General features: G+C 39.4%; 13 protein-coding genes, 1 tRNA gene and 2 pseudogenes. 7 read left to right on the forward strand and 9 right to left on the reverse strand.

Annotation, left to right across the window (positions count from 1 at the left end; genetic code table 11):
* The first annotated feature begins 132 nt into the window (after positions 1-132).
* From FIM66_RS05425 to thiE, 4 genes and pseudogenes are all read left to right on the forward strand, one after another.
* A pseudogene (locus tag FIM66_RS05425) lies at positions 133-3,124 on the forward strand (HsdR family type I site-specific deoxyribonuclease).
* An 88-nt stretch (positions 3,125-3,212) separates the two neighbouring features.
* A pseudogene (gene thiM, locus FIM66_RS05430) lies at positions 3,213-3,824 on the forward strand (hydroxyethylthiazole kinase); the annotation flags it as partial.
* A 15-nt stretch (positions 3,825-3,839) separates the two neighbouring features.
* Complete coding sequence (gene thiD / locus FIM66_RS05435) at positions 3,840-4,649, forward strand: bifunctional hydroxymethylpyrimidine kinase/phosphomethylpyrimidine kinase (RefSeq protein WP_140600170.1); 810 nt, start codon at positions 3,840-3,842, stop codon at positions 4,647-4,649.
* Positions 4,642-5,295: a thiamine phosphate synthase gene (gene thiE, locus FIM66_RS05440; protein WP_140600171.1), complete on the forward strand. Its 654-nt coding sequence runs from the start codon at positions 4,642-4,644 to the stop codon at positions 5,293-5,295. Before thiD ends, thiE begins: the two co-directional genes overlap by 8 nt.
* A 108-nt stretch (positions 5,296-5,403) precedes the next feature.
* Here thiE and FIM66_RS05445 read toward each other — a convergent pair whose 3' ends face one another.
* The 9 genes from FIM66_RS05445 to der form a co-directional block, all read right to left on the reverse strand.
* A complete protein-coding gene (locus FIM66_RS05445; RefSeq protein WP_140446369.1) occupies positions 5,404-6,141 on the reverse strand; it encodes a hypothetical protein in 738 nt (245 codons plus the stop codon).
* Entirely contained in the window at positions 6,141-7,418 is a 1,278-nt protein-coding gene (coaBC, locus tag FIM66_RS05450; protein ID WP_140600172.1) for a bifunctional phosphopantothenoylcysteine decarboxylase/phosphopantothenate--cysteine ligase CoaBC, read from the reverse strand. Before coaBC ends, FIM66_RS05445 begins: the two co-directional genes overlap by 1 nt.
* Positions 7,415-8,398, reverse strand: a complete 984-nt coding sequence (gene pseB, locus FIM66_RS05455) for a UDP-N-acetylglucosamine 4,6-dehydratase (inverting) (protein WP_001910067.1) — start codon at positions 8,396-8,398, stop codon at positions 7,415-7,417. The genes coaBC and pseB overlap by 4 nt, the downstream gene beginning before the upstream one ends.
* Positions 8,399-8,419: 21 nt before the next feature.
* The gene (locus FIM66_RS05460; protein WP_140548783.1) at positions 8,420-10,183 is read right to left on the reverse strand and encodes an OmpP1/FadL family transporter; all 1,764 of its coding nucleotides are present in this window, start codon (positions 10,181-10,183) and stop codon (positions 8,420-8,422) included.
* Positions 10,180-10,797: an HP0838 family lipoprotein gene (locus FIM66_RS05465; RefSeq protein WP_108321660.1), complete on the reverse strand. Its 618-nt coding sequence runs from the start codon at positions 10,795-10,797 to the stop codon at positions 10,180-10,182. The genes FIM66_RS05460 and FIM66_RS05465 overlap by 4 nt, the downstream gene beginning before the upstream one ends.
* Positions 10,798-10,816: 19 nt before the next feature.
* The gene (locus FIM66_RS05470) at positions 10,817-11,422 is read right to left on the reverse strand and encodes an LPP20 family lipoprotein (protein ID WP_001236611.1); all 606 of its coding nucleotides are present in this window, start codon (positions 11,420-11,422) and stop codon (positions 10,817-10,819) included.
* Between the two features lie 547 nt (positions 11,423-11,969).
* Positions 11,970-12,046, reverse strand: a tRNA-Arg gene (locus FIM66_RS05475).
* A gap of 56 nt (positions 12,047-12,102) precedes the next feature.
* The gene (locus FIM66_RS05480) at positions 12,103-12,387 is read right to left on the reverse strand and encodes an HU family DNA-binding protein (protein ID WP_033622418.1); all 285 of its coding nucleotides are present in this window, start codon (positions 12,385-12,387) and stop codon (positions 12,103-12,105) included.
* 141 nt (positions 12,388-12,528) lie between these two features.
* Positions 12,529-13,914, reverse strand: coding sequence for a ribosome biogenesis GTPase Der (gene der, locus FIM66_RS05485; RefSeq protein ID WP_140600173.1), 1,386 nt, complete (start codon positions 13,912-13,914; stop codon positions 12,529-12,531).
* A gap of 76 nt (positions 13,915-13,990) precedes the next feature.
* Between der and FIM66_RS05490 the strand changes: the two genes are divergently transcribed.
* The 3 genes from FIM66_RS05490 (at position 13,991) to coaE (ending at position 16,347) form a co-directional block, all read left to right on the forward strand.
* Complete coding sequence (locus tag FIM66_RS05490; RefSeq protein WP_140600174.1) at positions 13,991-14,875, forward strand: hypothetical protein; 885 nt, start codon at positions 13,991-13,993, stop codon at positions 14,873-14,875.
* 91 nt (positions 14,876-14,966) lie between these two features.
* Positions 14,967-15,755 (forward strand): spermidine synthase, encoded by a 789-nt coding sequence (locus FIM66_RS05495; RefSeq protein WP_140499825.1) that lies wholly within the window; start codon positions 14,967-14,969, stop codon positions 15,753-15,755.
* A 1-nt stretch (position 15,756) separates the two neighbouring features.
* Complete coding sequence (gene coaE, locus FIM66_RS05500; protein WP_140499823.1) at positions 15,757-16,347, forward strand: dephospho-CoA kinase; 591 nt, start codon at positions 15,757-15,759, stop codon at positions 16,345-16,347.
* Positions 16,348-16,373 lie beyond the last annotated feature (26 nt).

A 16,373-nucleotide genomic window follows, 5' to 3' on the forward strand; every position in this document is an offset into this window, starting at 1 on the left:
CCGAGAAAAACTATTGACTTTTAAACCCCTAACCCCACACAAAGAAGTTAAAAAATGCTAAAAGCGTTTTTACAATCAATAATAAAAGAGCTTGCGTAAAAAGAATTTGAAATATTTTTTAAAAGGAATAACATGGATTACGAAACGATCGCAGAAAGCAATGAAAGCACGGTAGTAGCGCAATTTCATAGCGATAGTGAGAGGAAAAGCGCTTATGAGAGCGAAGCAGAGCTAGAAAGGGCGTTTATCGCGCTTTTAGAAAAACAAGGCTATGAATTTAAACAAATCCACAATGAAAAAGAATTAAAAGACAATTTAAAAGAGCAGTTAGAAAAGCTTAATGATCATTGTTTCACGCCTAAGGAATGGGACGCTCTTTATTCTCAATTCATCGCTAATAAAAACGAGGACTATAAGGCTAAAACGAGAAAAATCCAAGAAGATCCGATTTTTAACCTAACCCTAGAGAACGGGAAAACCAAAAACATTAAAATCATTGATAAGAAAAATATCCATAGAAACGCCTTGCAAGTGATCCACCAATACAGCAATGAAGGGGGGAAGTATCAAAACCGCTATGATGTGAGTATCCTTGTGAATGGCTTGCCTTTAGTGCATGTGGAATTGAAAAAAAGAGGCGTAGCGATCAGAGAGGCGTTCAACCAGATCAAGCGCTATAAAAGGGATAGTTTTAGCGCTGAAGACGGGCTTTTTGAGTTCGTGCAGATTTTTGTCATCAGTAACGGCACGAGCTCTAAATACTATTCAAACACCACCAGAATAGCCCAAAAAAACCATAAAGCCGATACTTTTGAATTCACGAATTATTGGGCGGATAGCAAGAATCATAATATTGAGGATTTAATGGATTTTGCTAAGTCGTTTTTTGCAAAACGCAGCCTTTTGAACGTTTTAACGCGCTATTGCGTTTTTACAAGCGAAGAGGTTTTATTGGTGATGCGGCCTTATCAAATCGTGGCGGCTGAAAGGATTTTAGAAAAAATCAAAGCTGCGCAAAATAGTAAAATTTATGGGAAAAGCCAGAGCGGAGGCTATATCTGGCACACGACAGGGAGCGGTAAAACCTTAACGAGCTTTAAAAGCGCGACTTTAGCTAAAGAATTAGAAGGCGTTTCAAAAGTTTTGTTTGTGGTGGACAGGAAGGATTTAGACTATCAAACCATGAAAGAATACGATAAATTCCAAAAAGATTGCGCTAATTCCAACACAAGCACCAAGATTTTAAAACAACAGCTTGAAGACCCTAGCGCTAAAATCATTATCACCACGATCCAAAAATTAGACAAATTCGTTAAAGCCCACTCTAAAGGGCATGCGATTTTTAATGAAGAGGTGGTGATGATTTTTGATGAATGCCACAGGAGTCAGTTAGGCTCAATGCACCAAACTATCACTAAAGCGTTTAAAAAATACCACCTTTTTGGCTTCACCGGCACGCCCATTTTTGCAGCCAATTGCGATAAAAACAACCCGTTAGGCACAACGGAGCAAAAATTTGGGAAATACCTCCACCAATACACCATTATTGATGCGATTAGGGATAAAAACGTTTTGCCCTTTAGAGTGGAATACCACAACACCATTAAAGCTAAAGAGGGTATTAAGGATAAAGAGGTTAGAGCGGTTGATGAAAAAAACGCTCTTTTAGATAGTAGGAGGATTAAAGAAATTACTAAATGCATTTTAGAGCGTTTCAATCAAGCCACTAAAAGTAAAAAATTCAATTCCATTCTGGCATGCTCTGGTATAGAAGCGCTGAAAAAATACTACCAAGCTTTTAAAGAAGAAAAACACAACCTTAAAATCGCTACCATTTTCAGTTATAGTGCTAATGAAGAAATTGAAGCACTAGAAGTTGAAAACAATGAAAGCGCTGCCGGGCTAGACAAAAGCTCAAGGGATTTTTTAGAGGGCGCGATTACGGATTATAACGGGATGTTTAAAACTTCTTTTGACACTTCGGATCAAAAATTCCAAAGCTATTATAAGGATCTTTCTCAAAAAATGAAGGATCGTGAAATCGATCTTTTAATGGTGGTGAATATGTTTTTGACCGGATTTGACGCTACAAGGCTCAACACCCTTTGGGTGGATAAAAACTTGAAATACCATGGGCTAATTCAGGCCTTTTCACGCGCAAATCGCATTTTAGACAGCGTTAAAACGCATGGGAATATCGTGTGTTTTAGGGATTTAGAGCAGGATTTGAATGACGCGCTCATGCTTTTTGGCAATAAGGACGCTCAAACCATTGCGCTATTAAGAAAATATGAAGATTATTTGAAAGGCTATATTGATAATAACAAAGAATACGAGGGCTATGAGGGTTTGATTGGAAGGCTTTTAGCCGAGTTTCCCTTAAAAGAGTCGATCATTTCAGAAAGCCAGAAAAAGGATTTCATCAAGCTTTTTGGCAAGATTTTGAAATTGGAAAATATTTTAAGCAGCTTTGAAAATTTCAACAAAGACGATCACATCAATCCAAGGGATTTTCAAGACTATCAAAGCAAATACCTTGATTTTTACGATGCAATGAGGCCAGAAAAAGGGAGGGATAAAGAAGAGATTAACGACGATTTGATTTTTGAAATTGAACTCATCAAGCAAGTGGAAGTCAATATTGACTATATTTTAAACTTGATTGAAAAATATGCTAAAGAGGATGATCTAGAAATTCAAGGCGTTGAAACCAAAATAGAGCCGATCCTTAACTCCAGCATAGAATTAAGGAATAAAAAAGATTTGATCATGGGTTTCATTGACAAATACAACAAAGATGAAGAAGTCCATGAATATTTTCAAAACTATATCCACCAAAAAAGAGAAGAGGAATTCCAAAATATCATAAAAGAAAACCGCTTGAATGAAGAAAAAGCCTATTCGTTCATGCAGCATGCCTTTAGTGGGGGCGAAATCAATTTCAGCGGGACGGAATTTCCTGAAATCATTAAAGAAAAAGTCTCTAGGTTTGACAAAAATTCGCGCTATCAAGAGGTGAAAGAAAAAGTCGCTGCAAGCCTTTCTCGCTTTTTCCACCGCTTTTGTGATCTCACTAGCGCTATATTTAAAAAGAATTAAAAAAGATGAGGTTAATGAAAAATAGTTTTGAACGCTTTTGTATTAAAACTCAAAAAAGTGCCGCTTAATGGATTTTTTTGTAAAATAAAAAAAATTTAAGGAGGTTCATCAAAATGTTAAAAGAATTACGCCAAAAACGCCCTTTAGTGCATAATATCACCAATTATGTGGCGGCACAATTTGTGGCTAATGGTTTGTTAGCCTTAGGGGCATCGCCTTTAATGAGTGATGCCATTGCTGAAATGCAAGATTTAGCGAAAATTTCTGACGCACTCGCTATCAATATTGGCACCCTCAATGAACGCACGATTTTATGTGCTAAAGAGGCTATCAAACATTACAAGGCTTTGGATAAACCCATTGTGTTAGATCCTGTGGGGTGTTGCGCGAGCGCTTTGCGTCATGACACCAGTTTAGAGCTTTTGAAAAGTGGTGGGATTAGCACGCTTAGGGGCAACGCTGCAGAATTAGGCTCTTTAGTGGGTATTTCTTGCCAAAGTAAAGGGCTAGACTCCCATGATGCCAGCACGCCTGTAGAAATTGTCAAACTAGCGGCTCAAAAATATTCTGTGGTAGCGGTAATGACGGGTAAAATAGATTACGTGAGCGATGGGAAAAAAGTTTTTAGCATTACTGGGGGGAGCGAGTATTTAGCGCTCATTACTGGGGCTGGGTGTTTGCACGCAGCAGCGTGCGCGAGCTTTTTGAGTTTGAAAAAAGACCCCTATTAAGGAAGAGTTGTGAAAATTTATCCGCAAGTTTTAAGCATTGCTGGCAGCGATAGCGGTGGTGGCGCTGGGATACAGGCTGATTTGAAAGCGTTCCAAACTTTGGGCGTGTTTGGGACAAGCGTGATCACTTGCATCACCGCGCAAAACACACAGGGCGTGCATGGGGTTTATCCGTTGAGTGTAGAGAGCGTGAAAGCGCAAATTTTAGCCATTAGAGATGATTTTTCTATCAAAGCGTTCAAAATGGGAGCGTTATGCAACGCTAAAATCATTGAATGCGTAGCGGACACTTTAGAAACTTGTGATTTTGGGTTGTGCGTTTTAGATCCGGTGATGGTGGCAAAAAATGGGGCTTTGCTTTTAGAAGAAGATGCGATTTTAAGCTTAAAAAAACGCCTTTTACCTAAAACCAATTTACTAACCCCTAACCTCCCTGAAGTCTATGCGCTCACAGGCGTTCAAGTGCGAGATTATAAAAGCGCTTCAAAAGCGATGGGTGTTTTAAGGGATTTAGGCGTTAAAAACGCTGTGATTAAAGGGGGGCATACAGAGCATTTTCAAGGGGAATTTAGCAACGATTGGGTGTTTTTAGAAGACGCTGAATTTATCCTAAACGCCAAGCGATTCAACACCAAAAACACGCATGGCACGGGTTGTGTTCTGTCTAGTTTGATTGCGGGTTTACTCGCTCAAGGGTTGGATTTGAAAAACGCTATTTCAAAGGCTAAAGAGCTTTTAACTACCATCATTCAAAACCCCTTAAACATTGGGCATGGGCATGGGCCTTTGAATTTATGGAGTATCAAAAAGCTTGTTTGATGCGAATTGTTTGAAACTCATGTTCGTGGTTGGCTCGCAAGACTTCTACCATATAAAAGGCGATAGGATAAACGCGCTTTTAGAGACTTTAGAATTAGCCTTACAATCTCAAATCACAGCGTTTCAATTCCGCCAAAAAGGCGATTTAGCCTTACAAGATCCTGTTGAAATCAAACGATTAGCCCTAGAGTGTCAAAAATTATGCAAAAAATACGGCGCGCCTTTTATTATTAATGATGAGGTGCGACTCGCGCTAGAATTAAAGGCTGATGGCGTGCATGTGGGGCAAGAGGACATGGCTATAGAAGAGGTAGTAACTTTATGCCAAAAGCGCCTTTTTATCGGTTTGAGCGTCAATACTTTAGAGCAAGCCCTAAAAGCACACCATTTAGACAGCGTATCCTATTTAGGGGTAGGCCCTATTTTCCCCACACCATCTAAAAAAGACGCTAAAGAAGTTGTAGGCATCAATCTTTTAAAAAAAATACAAGATAGCGGTGTAAAAAAACCCCTTATAGCGATTGGGGGCATCACGACAGATAACGCTTCAAAATTGTGGGAATATGGGGGTATCGCAGTCATTAGCGCGATCACGCAAGCCAAAGATAAAGCCTTAGCGGTTGAAACACTTTTAAAAAATGCGTGAGGAATTCTAAAGTTCCGCATGGATTAAAGTAAAAAGAGGGTATCGCTCTTTTATTGGATAAAAAAGCGCTTAAATCCATTATAAAGGCGTTTTTAAAACGCTAAAAACTTACCCTAGCGTGTCCAATAAGCGATCTTCAAACGCAAAAAGCATGGGGGTTTTTTCGCACACAATTTCCACAAAAGAAAAGCCTAAAAGGGTGTTTTGAGCCTCTTTTAAAACCTCTTTAGTCCTTTGGAGGGTGGTTTTTAAAAAAAGCTGTTTTTCTTTTTCTTTTAAATAAATAACGCCGCCAATTTCGCCCAAGTTAGGATACAGAGCGTAAAAATCAACGCTTTGTTTTTTGGCTTTCATCTGTAAAAAGGCTTTTTTGCGTTCGTTTTCAACCACAAAGCTTAAAACCTGCGATTGCAAGCTTAAAAGCATGTTGGCTGTATTCAAAAACTCTTGCGAGCTTTTAGCATGGATTAATTTTTCGCTCAAAAGTTCTTTGTATTCTTTTAGGGGGGTGTTGTCTTTGGCACTCAATATTTCTTTTAATTTCTTCATTTCAATGGTTGGCAAATCGTCTAATGCGTCTAAGATTTTTGGGGCAGGCACTAAATTTTTAAGCACAATATCGCCCAGCTGATTCCTTTGCATAGTCGCAAAATAAGGCTGATTGATTTTTAATTCCTGTTCGCTTTTGGTGGGGATAATTTTATTACCCACTTGCAAAAGAAAAAGATCTTTATCTTGTTTTTCTAAAACCTTTAAAAGAATGGGTAAAGTAGCGTTAAAATGGTGTGCGGCGTTTTTGGAATGAAGGGCGTTAAGCTGGTTTAGGGCGTTTAGGGCTTCTAGCATTAAAGGGCGTTGTCTTTGATAAAATCAAGGATTTTAAAACTCGCTTCTAGTTTGTTCATGGAAGGGATTTTTTGGGTTTTTTTATGGCTAAAGAGCCACAATTCATTGTCTAATGAGCCAAAAGGGCGTGAATCTTTAATGAGGTTTAAAGCGACCACAGAGCAATCCTTGCCGTTATCTTGAGAAGGTTTTAAAAGATTTTGAGCGTTTTTGATAGCGTTTTGTTGATCGTCTTCAGCTTTAAAACCGATTTTAACGAATTGATTAGGATTGATAGAGGCTAGTAAATCCTTATTTTGAACGCATTCAACGTTTAGGGTTTCACCGATCTCGCTTTTTTTAAGCTTATGGTTAAAAGAAATTTTAGGCACATAATCGCTAATGGCGGCTAAATTGAAGAGTAGGGGTTTTAAGGCATGCTTTTGCAGGTTTTTAGCGGCGTTATTTAAGGCGTTTTCATAAGAAGCGGTGTCGCTAACGGGAACGCTTGTGATTTCTTTAGGCAAAGGAGTGGGGAAGCTTGATGCAATCAAAGTAACTTTCGCTCCCTTAAAATATAACGCTAAAGCCAACGCACTCGCTTGAATCCCGCTAGAAAGATTGCTAATGACTCTAACGCTGTCAATCTTTTCCACGCTCGCGCCACCCATGACTATGACTTCTCTGTTTTCAAAATAAGCGTCTTTTAAGAGCGTTTGAGCGGCTTTAAAAAGGATTTCTAAAGGCTCAGCCATCGCCCCATCGCCTTTAGTGTCGCATGCTAAAAGGGCGTTTTGGGTGTCTAAAATAATGTGATTGGAATCTTTCAAGCGTTTTAAATTACTTTGAGTGATAGGGGAATTGAGCATGTTAATGTTCATGCTAGGGGCTAGGATTTTAGGGGAAGCGCAAGCTAAAAAAGTCGCGCTAATGGTATTATCCGCTAAAGCATGAGCGATTTTAGACAAGCTGTTAGCGCTTAAAGGGGCAAAGATGAGTAAATCAGCACTAGCAGAGCATGCGATGTGGTTGTGGTGCAATTTGTTTTGGTGGTTGTAATACCATTTTTCATTACGATCATGCAAGACTTTATGGTGGCTCAAAGCTTCAAAGCTTAAGGGTTTGATGAATTTTTTTGCGCCCTTACTCATCACCACTTGGATACTAGCCCCGCTTTTAAACAATAAGCGCACTAATTCTAGGGATTTATACGCCGCAATAGATCCGCTCACGAGCAATAAAACGCGCTTGTTTTCTAACAATCTTAAGGGGTAAAACAAATCTTCTAAAAAATTCATAGTAATTTTAACAAATCATCAGGCTCTAGCCATTGGTTATTAGTATGGCTGCTGTATTCAAAATCAGGGGCGACTTTTTGGCCTTTTTCGTGGAGTCTGGTGAGCGTGTAATCTTTAGGCGTTTGGAAGCTTATGGTGGGCTGAATGATAAAAAAGTCTTCAAATTCTAGGGCCAAATGGCTCTCATCTTTAGGGATCATCACTTCATGGAGTTTCTCGCCCGGGCGAATGCCTATGATTTTAGTAGGAGTATTAGGAGCTAGGGCTTTGGCGAGATCAGTCATTTTCATGCTAGGGATTTTAGGCACAAAAATTTCACCCCCATGCATTCTTTTCAAGCTTTTAAGCACAAAAGAAACCCCCTCATCTAAGGTGATCCAAAATCGTGTCATGCGAATATCGGTAATGGGGATTTCATGCGCCTTGTTTTGGACTAATTTCTTAAAAAACGGCACCACGCTCCCACGACTACCCACCACATTACCATAACGCACCACGCTAAATTGCGTTTGAGAAGAGCCTTTAAAGTTGTTCGCGCTCACAAAGAGCTTGTCGCTGCACAATTTCGTCGCGCCGTAGAGATTAATGGGGTTAGCGGCTTTATCGGTGCTTAGGGCGATGACTTGGCTGATTTCATTTTTTAAGCATGCGTTAATCACATTGCTCGCCCCCATGATATTGGTTTTAATGCATTCTAGGGGGTTGTATTCAGCGATAGGCACATGCTTGAGCGCGGCCGCATGGATACAAATATCCACGCCCTCTAAAGCGTAATTCAAGCGCTCTAAATCCCTGACATCGCCGATAAAAAAACGCATTCTGGGATCGTTAAATTCCATGGCCATTTCGCTTTGCTTCAATTCATCTCGGCTATAAACGATGATTTTTTTAGCGTTGGTGGTGTCTAAAACTTTACGAACAAAGCGTTTGCCAAAACTCCCAGTGCCTCCGGTGATTAAAATCGTTTGGTTATCCAACATGTTTTGATGATTTGGCATGTTTTACCAGCGATAGCCTAAAGAAGCGCTAAAGATTCTCAATTGCCCAATACTTGGGGATTGATACAAACTGGAGCGGTTGCTCTTAAAAGTAAAACTCCCCGCCACGCCCAAATCAAAGCCTCTAAAGTTGTATTTCGTCCCAAAAGCCACGGTATAGCCATTAGAATCCGGAATGCCTATCGCGTCTTGAGGGCTTGGGGCTTGGTCATAATCAATAGCACCCATCAAACGCAAGCTTTTACCCATGTAAGTTACCCCTAATCTAAAGGTGTTGGTGTCTCTCCAGCCAGCCCCCATGTTCATCACGCTTTTAAAATTCGCTAAGCCTACCATTTTTTTAAGCGTTTCAGAGTCTAGTGAAGCCACCGTTCCGCTCAAGCCCTTGTAAGTAGCGTTCGCAAAATCAGGGGTTACTAAAAATTTATTCCCTTGACTCCAAAAGGTGCGCTCAAACACCCCCTCTATTCTTAAATGGTCTTTAAAAAATTGGTGGGCGTAGGCTAGGCTTAGGGTTTGGGGGAGTGAAACATTGATATTCAAGCTGCCTTTAGTCAAAACGCTCCCTAAAGAAGGGCCAAGCTCTGTGATAGCCACTAAACCGCCTTTCATGTTGAATGTAACTGAAGAATTATACACCACAGAAAACATGCCATGATCAAACACACGCAAACTCGAACCCACTCTATACCCCCCTGATACGCCTTGCCCGTTGGATTTTTGCACGACTTGAGTGGTGCCATAAAGATTCGCGCTCGCTTTGATTAAGCCGCTATAACCCATGATTTTTTTCAAGCCGTTATAAAACTCTTGACAGCTCTGATCGCTCATATCCCCACCGGCTTTTTGGCAATTAAGCGCTGGTTGGTAGCCAATATTGCCTAATAAAGTCATCATGTTACTTGGCACTTGATCGGCAAAAACATTGTTGGGTAAATTTAAAATTTGCTCCGTGCTCAAAACCGAAGCACCCTCTAAAGGCACATAAACGGTGTTATTAAAGCTCCCGGTCGCATAAAGCCCTCTTAAACCCACACCCACTGAAAAGCGCTTATTAACAGTATAGCTCATGCTAGGGGCAAGCTCTACCATCATGATAAACACGTCATGCAAAAATTCCCCCCCCTTACCATTCCATTTCATGCCCAACCCACTAGGAGCGGTGAAACTCCCCCCAAAAGTGAAGCCGTTATGCGTGCGCGTTTTATAAAAGAATTTAGGTAAAACAAAATTAGTCGTGCCCGTCCAGCCATTCACGATTTGAGAATCAGGATTTGAAGCGAGGGTTACGACTTTTTGATTGGTTAGATTCATAAGCCCTTGAACACGATTGATTGCTTGTGATAAGCCATTGGTAGCAGCCGTATTGCCAAGCGCTTTAAGGATATTGCCAAGCCCTATAGTGTTGATGATGCCTAAAATATTTTGTTGGCTTTTATCAATTTCTAAACTCGTAACCGAATACAAGCCTTGGTTAGTCGTAGGGACTTTAAAGCTAAAGGCCGGGATATTGATCACGGTGGTGGTCATTTCAAATTCGCTTCTGTTTTCACCCCAATCGTTAGTAAAGCCCATATTCGCCGGGTTGTAAAAGGAAGCGTCAGCGCCCCTAGCCCCAGCGACATACGCCGAGCCTAAAGCCGTGCCATTTAGGCTTTGCTCTTGGATCTTAAAGCCATTGGCATAAGAAAGCAAGGGCAAGCTCAGAGCGATTAAATGGCGTTTTTTGAGCTTTTTAAAATAATAAAGTGGGGAAAAGTTTTTCATTGAAGCTCGCTATCAGCGTTTTCATTGTCTTCTAAATCTTGTAAAGAAGGCTCATAGGGTTCAATCCTAATAGCAATTTTTTGCGTCAAATTCTGGAAAGAAATCAGGCCATTTTTTCTTTCATAAAGGATAATTTCCCCGCTTTTTTGAAACCTTTGGATCACGTATTCAGGGGTTAGGTGGCGTTTCCCTAAGCCCTTAAAAATATCCCTCCCTAAAACAATGTCATCAAACAAATCCCCATAGCTCACCTTGCCAAACAAATCCCTTGCAGCAATCCATTTAGCCGAACATTTTTGGCTAAAACAAATGTTCCGTTTAGTCATATAAATATCGCCCACTCTTTGGCTGAGCTTATAAAGGGTTACTTCAGTATTGTGGTCTTTATCGGTTTTGATCGTGCCGTAATCATAAAAGCGAAAAACCGGCGTGTTAATGTAAATGAGTCTGAATTGGCGCAAGGCATTTAAAGTCTCTTCTCTTTTTTTATTGGCTTCTTCTTGTCTGATTTGCTCCCTAGTTTTGGGGGTTTGCTTAGAAAAAGGGTGCTTGGAGCAAGAGACAAAAAAAAGCGTCATGAAAAATAATAAAAAAGCGCTTCTAAAATACCGCATGATTATAGAGTGAGAGGGTTTATCCTCTCGCTCCGCTCAAAATACGATACCAAATCCTGCCGTCTAATTTAAGCTCCATGCTCACCTGGCACAAGCCGTCTTTATAGATAGTCTCAGTGATTTCAGCGTTACGAATGAGAGCATTCACCCTCGTTTTAATCACGGAATTTTGTAAAACCATGTCTTTGACGGTGTCTTGAGCGTTCACCCTAATACCATACATTTTTTCACCCAATTGGCGGTAGCCATCAACGATAGCCGCTCGCTTGGCCAAAGCTAGGGCTTGAGAGGGCGAAATGGTGGATTCTGGAGCCACACCCATGCCCACCGCATTCAACTCAATGACATTATTGGGCGTGAGAATAGGGGTGTTAGGGATAGCGTTAGTGGGATTAGAGCTAATGATGGGCTGATCGTTATTCTCAAGGCGAGGGCTTGGGAGAGGCTGAATGCTCTTTCTAGGGGTGAAATTGGTTGGGGGATAAATGGGGGCTTGCAACCCGTTAGCTGAAGGGGGGATTAGCTGAGCGTTAGTGTTACGCTTTTTAAAGAGACTGCAACCGCTTATCAAAAGAGTGGCGACAAGCAACGAATTAATACCAAAAAAGGCAGTGTGCAAACGCATGGGCATTTTCCTTAAAATGAATTTATTAAGGGGTATTATATCATTTTTGAATGGATTTGTCATGCGGATATTTTTACTAAGCTTAAGGTTAGTGAGTTTTTAATTTAATTTAAAGTCTAGGGGATTATGATTTATTTTTTGGCTTTCTCAATTTTTAATAGGGATAACTCAATTTTTTAAAAAAAGGGATTTTAATGGCTTGATTGTATCGTTTTAAGTTTTTATTTTATGATAAAACCCATTTTTTAAGTTTGATTTTTAAACCCATTTCTTAATAGGATAAGGGGCATTTTGAAAAATCCTCCCCTACAACCCACAACTAAAACCCCCTAAAGAGCGTTTTTGTAGAGGTTATCGCTTGCTTTTTGCAAGCTTTTTAATTGTAAAAAATGCTTTGAATATTTTTTAAATAAGATGAAAAATAAAATATTTTTTTGAGTGCTTTTTAAGGATAAGGTTAAATTTTTAATTTCTTTTAACTACCTTTTTCACAAACAACACAAACAACGATTATTTTAAATCCCTATGGTAGTAAAAATAATGCGAGTGGTGTCCTTGGCGGGATTCGAACCCACGACCTTACGATTAGGAATCATACGCTCTATCCAGCTGAGCTACAAGGACATTTTATAAGAAAGCAAGAAACTTTATTGATAAGCCCCTTGCTGAGTGGATCAAATTTACTTGCCTTCTTCAACTTTTTGTTTAAGGATTTTGCCGGGCTTGAATTTAGGCACTCGTTTGTCTTCGGTTTTATAAGTTTTATCGCTTCCTGGAACTTTACCTTCTTTGCCTTTTTGCTCTGCGGTTTCAAATTTGCCAAAACCAACCAACTCCACACTCTCACCCTTGCTTAAAGCTGTTTCTACCGCTAGAGTAAAGGCGTTGATCGCTTCTTCAGCTTCTCTTTTGCTGTTGTATTTACCCACTTCTTTAACCAAATCAATAAATTCCGCTTTGTTCATGTGGATAACCCCTTTTCTAATGGATGCCAAAACCAAGCGATCTAAACGCTTAGCCTAGCTGATTGAGCGGTAATTATAATCAAATCCTAAAGATAAATCAAGCAAAAACGCTTTTTTAAGGGGGTTTAATGCATAAAAAATTTAATTTTGTTGGGTGCTCTTTTTATCTTTAGCGTTAAGGATTAAAGGCGTTCCTAAAAAATTAAATTCTTTCCTTAAGGTGTTGATCAAATAGCGTTTGTAACTGAAATGCAAGGCTTTAGGGCGATTCATGATAAGAGAGATTTGAGGGGGTTTGGTGGCAAATTGCGTGGCGTAATACACTTTCACTAATTTCCCGCCATCGCTTGGCAAGGGGTGTTTTTGGGTGGCTTGAAAAATCACGCTATTGAGTGAGCTTGTGGGAATGCGTTTGGAAAAACACTCATAGACCTCTATGATTTTATGTTTGATTTCATCCATATGGCGCGCTTTTAAGCAACTGGTTGTGATCACAGGGGCGTATTCTAAAAAGCGGAATTTCCTTTTTAAGGTTGCCATGATCTCTTCATAGGGGGCGTAGCGGATGTCCCATTTGTTTAAAATAAGAATGATGCCTAAAGAGTGTTTATCCGCTAAAGAGCTGATCTTTTCGTCCAATTCCACAAAAGGAGCGCTCACGTCTAAAACTAAAAGCGCGATGTGGGATTTTTCTAAGGCTTTTTGCGTGCGTTCTAGAGCGTATTTTTCAATGCCTAAAATCTTACCCCTATGCCTGATGCCAGCGGTATCCACAAAGCAAATTTTTTGATCGCCTATGAGAATGGTTTCATCTATGGGGTCAATGGTCGTGCCAGCCACGCTAGAAACAAGGCTCCTTTCTTTTTTCGTGAGCGCGTTTAGAAGCGAGCTTTTGCCCACATTCACCCTCCCAATGATGCCCACTTGAATAATCTCTTCTTCTTTAGTTTCTTCTTCTGGTGCGTTATTTTCTAAGCTTTCTAAAATATCCGCATCCAAATCTTGCTCTATGATTTTGTCTAAATTCAATGCGTTCAATACCGCATCAATCAATGTGCTAATGCCCCTATTGTGCGAAATGGAGATGTTAAAACTCTTGGGAATGCCAAAAGAAGAAAACGCATAAGCTCGCTCTTTTTCTTTGTCGTTATCAATTTTATTGATCACTAAAAAGCAGTTAGGGTTGATCTTAAAAATCTCTCTAAAAAGCTTGATGTCTTCATCGCTAGGGATAGACTTGCCATCCACAACATATAAAATCAAATCGCTCATTTGAGCGGCTTTTAAATTAAGGGCTTTAATTTCTTTAGACAAAAGAGCGTCTTTAGCCATGCCCCCTGTATCTAACAATTCCACTTCATGGCCATTTAGTGCGATTTTTCGTTTGTTAATGTCTCGTGTAGTGCCTGCAAAATCTGAAGTGATAGCGATCCTTTCTCTAGCCAGGCGGTTAAATAGTGAGCTTTTCCCCACATTAGGCTGGCCTAAAATCGCAATGGTTTTTAAAGTTTTAGGGCTTGTATTCATCTTTTTTGTCGCTTCAATTTAATCAAAATTAGATTACAATATTATAGTTATTTAAAGCTTAAATAAGGGTCTAGTATTGTTTTTAGTCAAAAAAATAGGCGTGGTAATAATGATTTTAATATGCTTTTTAGCTTGCTCGCAAGAGAGGTTTATTAAGTTGCAAAAAAAAGCCCAAGAGCAAGAAAATGACGGCTCTAAACGCCCCAGCTATGTGGATTCGGATTATGAAGTCTTTAGCGAAACGATTTTTTTAAAAAATATGGTGTACCACCCTACAAGTGAGACAAACGCTTTCGCCCAACTAACCAACGACAAAGACAATGACCCTAAAGAAACTCCTTTGATTTTATTGAATGAGCCAAGTGATAATAATGAAAAAAACCCGCCCCTATACCAAAACGATCCCAACAACAACGCTAATAATGAAAAAATCCCGTTCCTTTACAAACCTAAAAGAAAAACAAAAAATCCAAAACTCATTGAATATTCCCAACAAAATTTCTACCCCCTAAAGGATGGGGATATTGTGATGAGTAAAGAAGGGGATCAATGGTTGGTAGAAATCCAATCCAAAGCCTTGAAGCGTTTTTTAAAAGATCAAAACGATAAAGATCGCCAGATCCAAACTTTCATTTTTAATGACACTAAAACGCAAATCGCGCAATTTAAGGGCAAGATTTCTTCGTATGTTTATACTACCAATAACAGCGATTTGAGTTTGAGACCTTTTTATGAATCGTTTCCATTGGAAAAAAAGATCGGTGATTTTTATACGATAGGGGCGATAGGGGATAAGGCTTTAGACGCCATTGAGATTTCAAAGTGTCAAATGGTGTTAAAAAAGCATTCAACCGATAAATTAGACAGCCAGCATAAAGCCATCAGTATTGATTTGGATTTTAAAAAAGAACGCTTTAAGAGCGATACGGAACTCTTTTTAGAATGTCTTAAGGAAAGTTAGGGCGTTTATTACGACAATTTAGATTTTTTTGGGTAGCATGTTAGCGTTTCAAAGGCATGGATGTTATTAAGAAATAAGCTAAGGAATGTTTATGTGGATCACCCAAGAAATCACGCCGTATTTGCGTAAAGAATACACCATAGAAGCGAAATTATTAGATGTTAGAAGCGAGCATAATATCTTAGAGATTTTTAAATCTAAGGATTTTGGCGAGATTGCGATGCTCAACCGCCAGTTGCTGTTTAAGAATTTTTTGCACATTGAAAGCGAATTGCTCGCTCATATGGGGGGTTGCACCAAGAAAGAGCTTAAAGAGGTTTTAATCGTGGATGGGTTTGATTTGGAATTAGCCCACCAGCTTTTTAAATACGACACGCGTATAGATTTTGTGCAAGCAGATGAAAAGATATTAGATAGTTTTATTAGTTTTTTCCCCCATTTCCATGAAGTGAAAAACAACAAGAATTTCACGCACGCTAAACAACTTTTAGATTTAGACATTAAAAAATACGATTTGATCCTTTGCTTGCAAGAGCCGGATATTCATAAAGTGGATGGTTTAAAAAGAATGCTTAAAGAAGATGGGGTGTTTATTTCGGTAGCCAAACACCCGCTATTAGAGCATGTGAGCATGCAAAACGCCCTTAAAAACATGGGCGACTTTTTTTCTGTTGCCATGCCTTTTGTAGCGCCTTTAAGGATTTTGAGCAATAAAGGTTATATTTACGCTTCTTTTAAAACCCACCCTTTAAAAGATCTAATGACGCCAAAAATAGAAGTGCTAACAAGCGTGAGGTATTATAACGAAGACATTCATAGGGCTGCATTCGCTTTGCCTAAAAATTTACAAGAAGTCTTTAAAGACAATATCAAATCTTAAAATGATCTTAAAAAACGCTATCGCTCTCACAGGGGGGATAGGCACCGGTAAAAGCACCACCCTTAAAATATTGGAATCGCAAGGCTATGAAATTTTAGATGCGGATAAAATCGCCCACCAATTATTGCAAGAGCATCGGTTTAAAATCGCCCAACATTTTGGATCAGAGATTTTAGAAAAGGGTATTTTAAACAGAAAAAAACTTGGCGCGATCGTGTTTCAAAACGCTAATGAGTTAAAATGGCTAGAGGATTTTTTACACCCTTTAATCCGTGAATGCATGCTTAAAAAAGCCTGTGAATTAGAAAAGGATCATCAAGCGTATTTTTTAGACATCCCTTTGTTTTTTGAAGTGGGGGGTAAAAAATGCTATCCTGTGAGTAAGGTGGTTTTAATCTATGCGCCCAGGGCCTTACAAATTGAGCGCCTTTTAGAGCGAGACAAACTCAAAGAAGCTGAAATCTTGCAGCGCTTAGCTTGTCAAATGGATATAGAGCAAAAACGAGCCATGAGCGATTACATTATAGACAACAGATCTAGTTTGAAAGATTTAAATAAGCAGGTTGAACGCTTTTTAAAAACGCTCTTATAAGCTCGTTTTATACCTAAGCATGTTAA

Origin of the sequence: Helicobacter pylori (assembly GCF_006439795.1) — a bacterium.
Classification (GTDB): Bacteria; Campylobacterota; Campylobacteria; order Campylobacterales; family Helicobacteraceae; genus Helicobacter; species Helicobacter pylori_CR.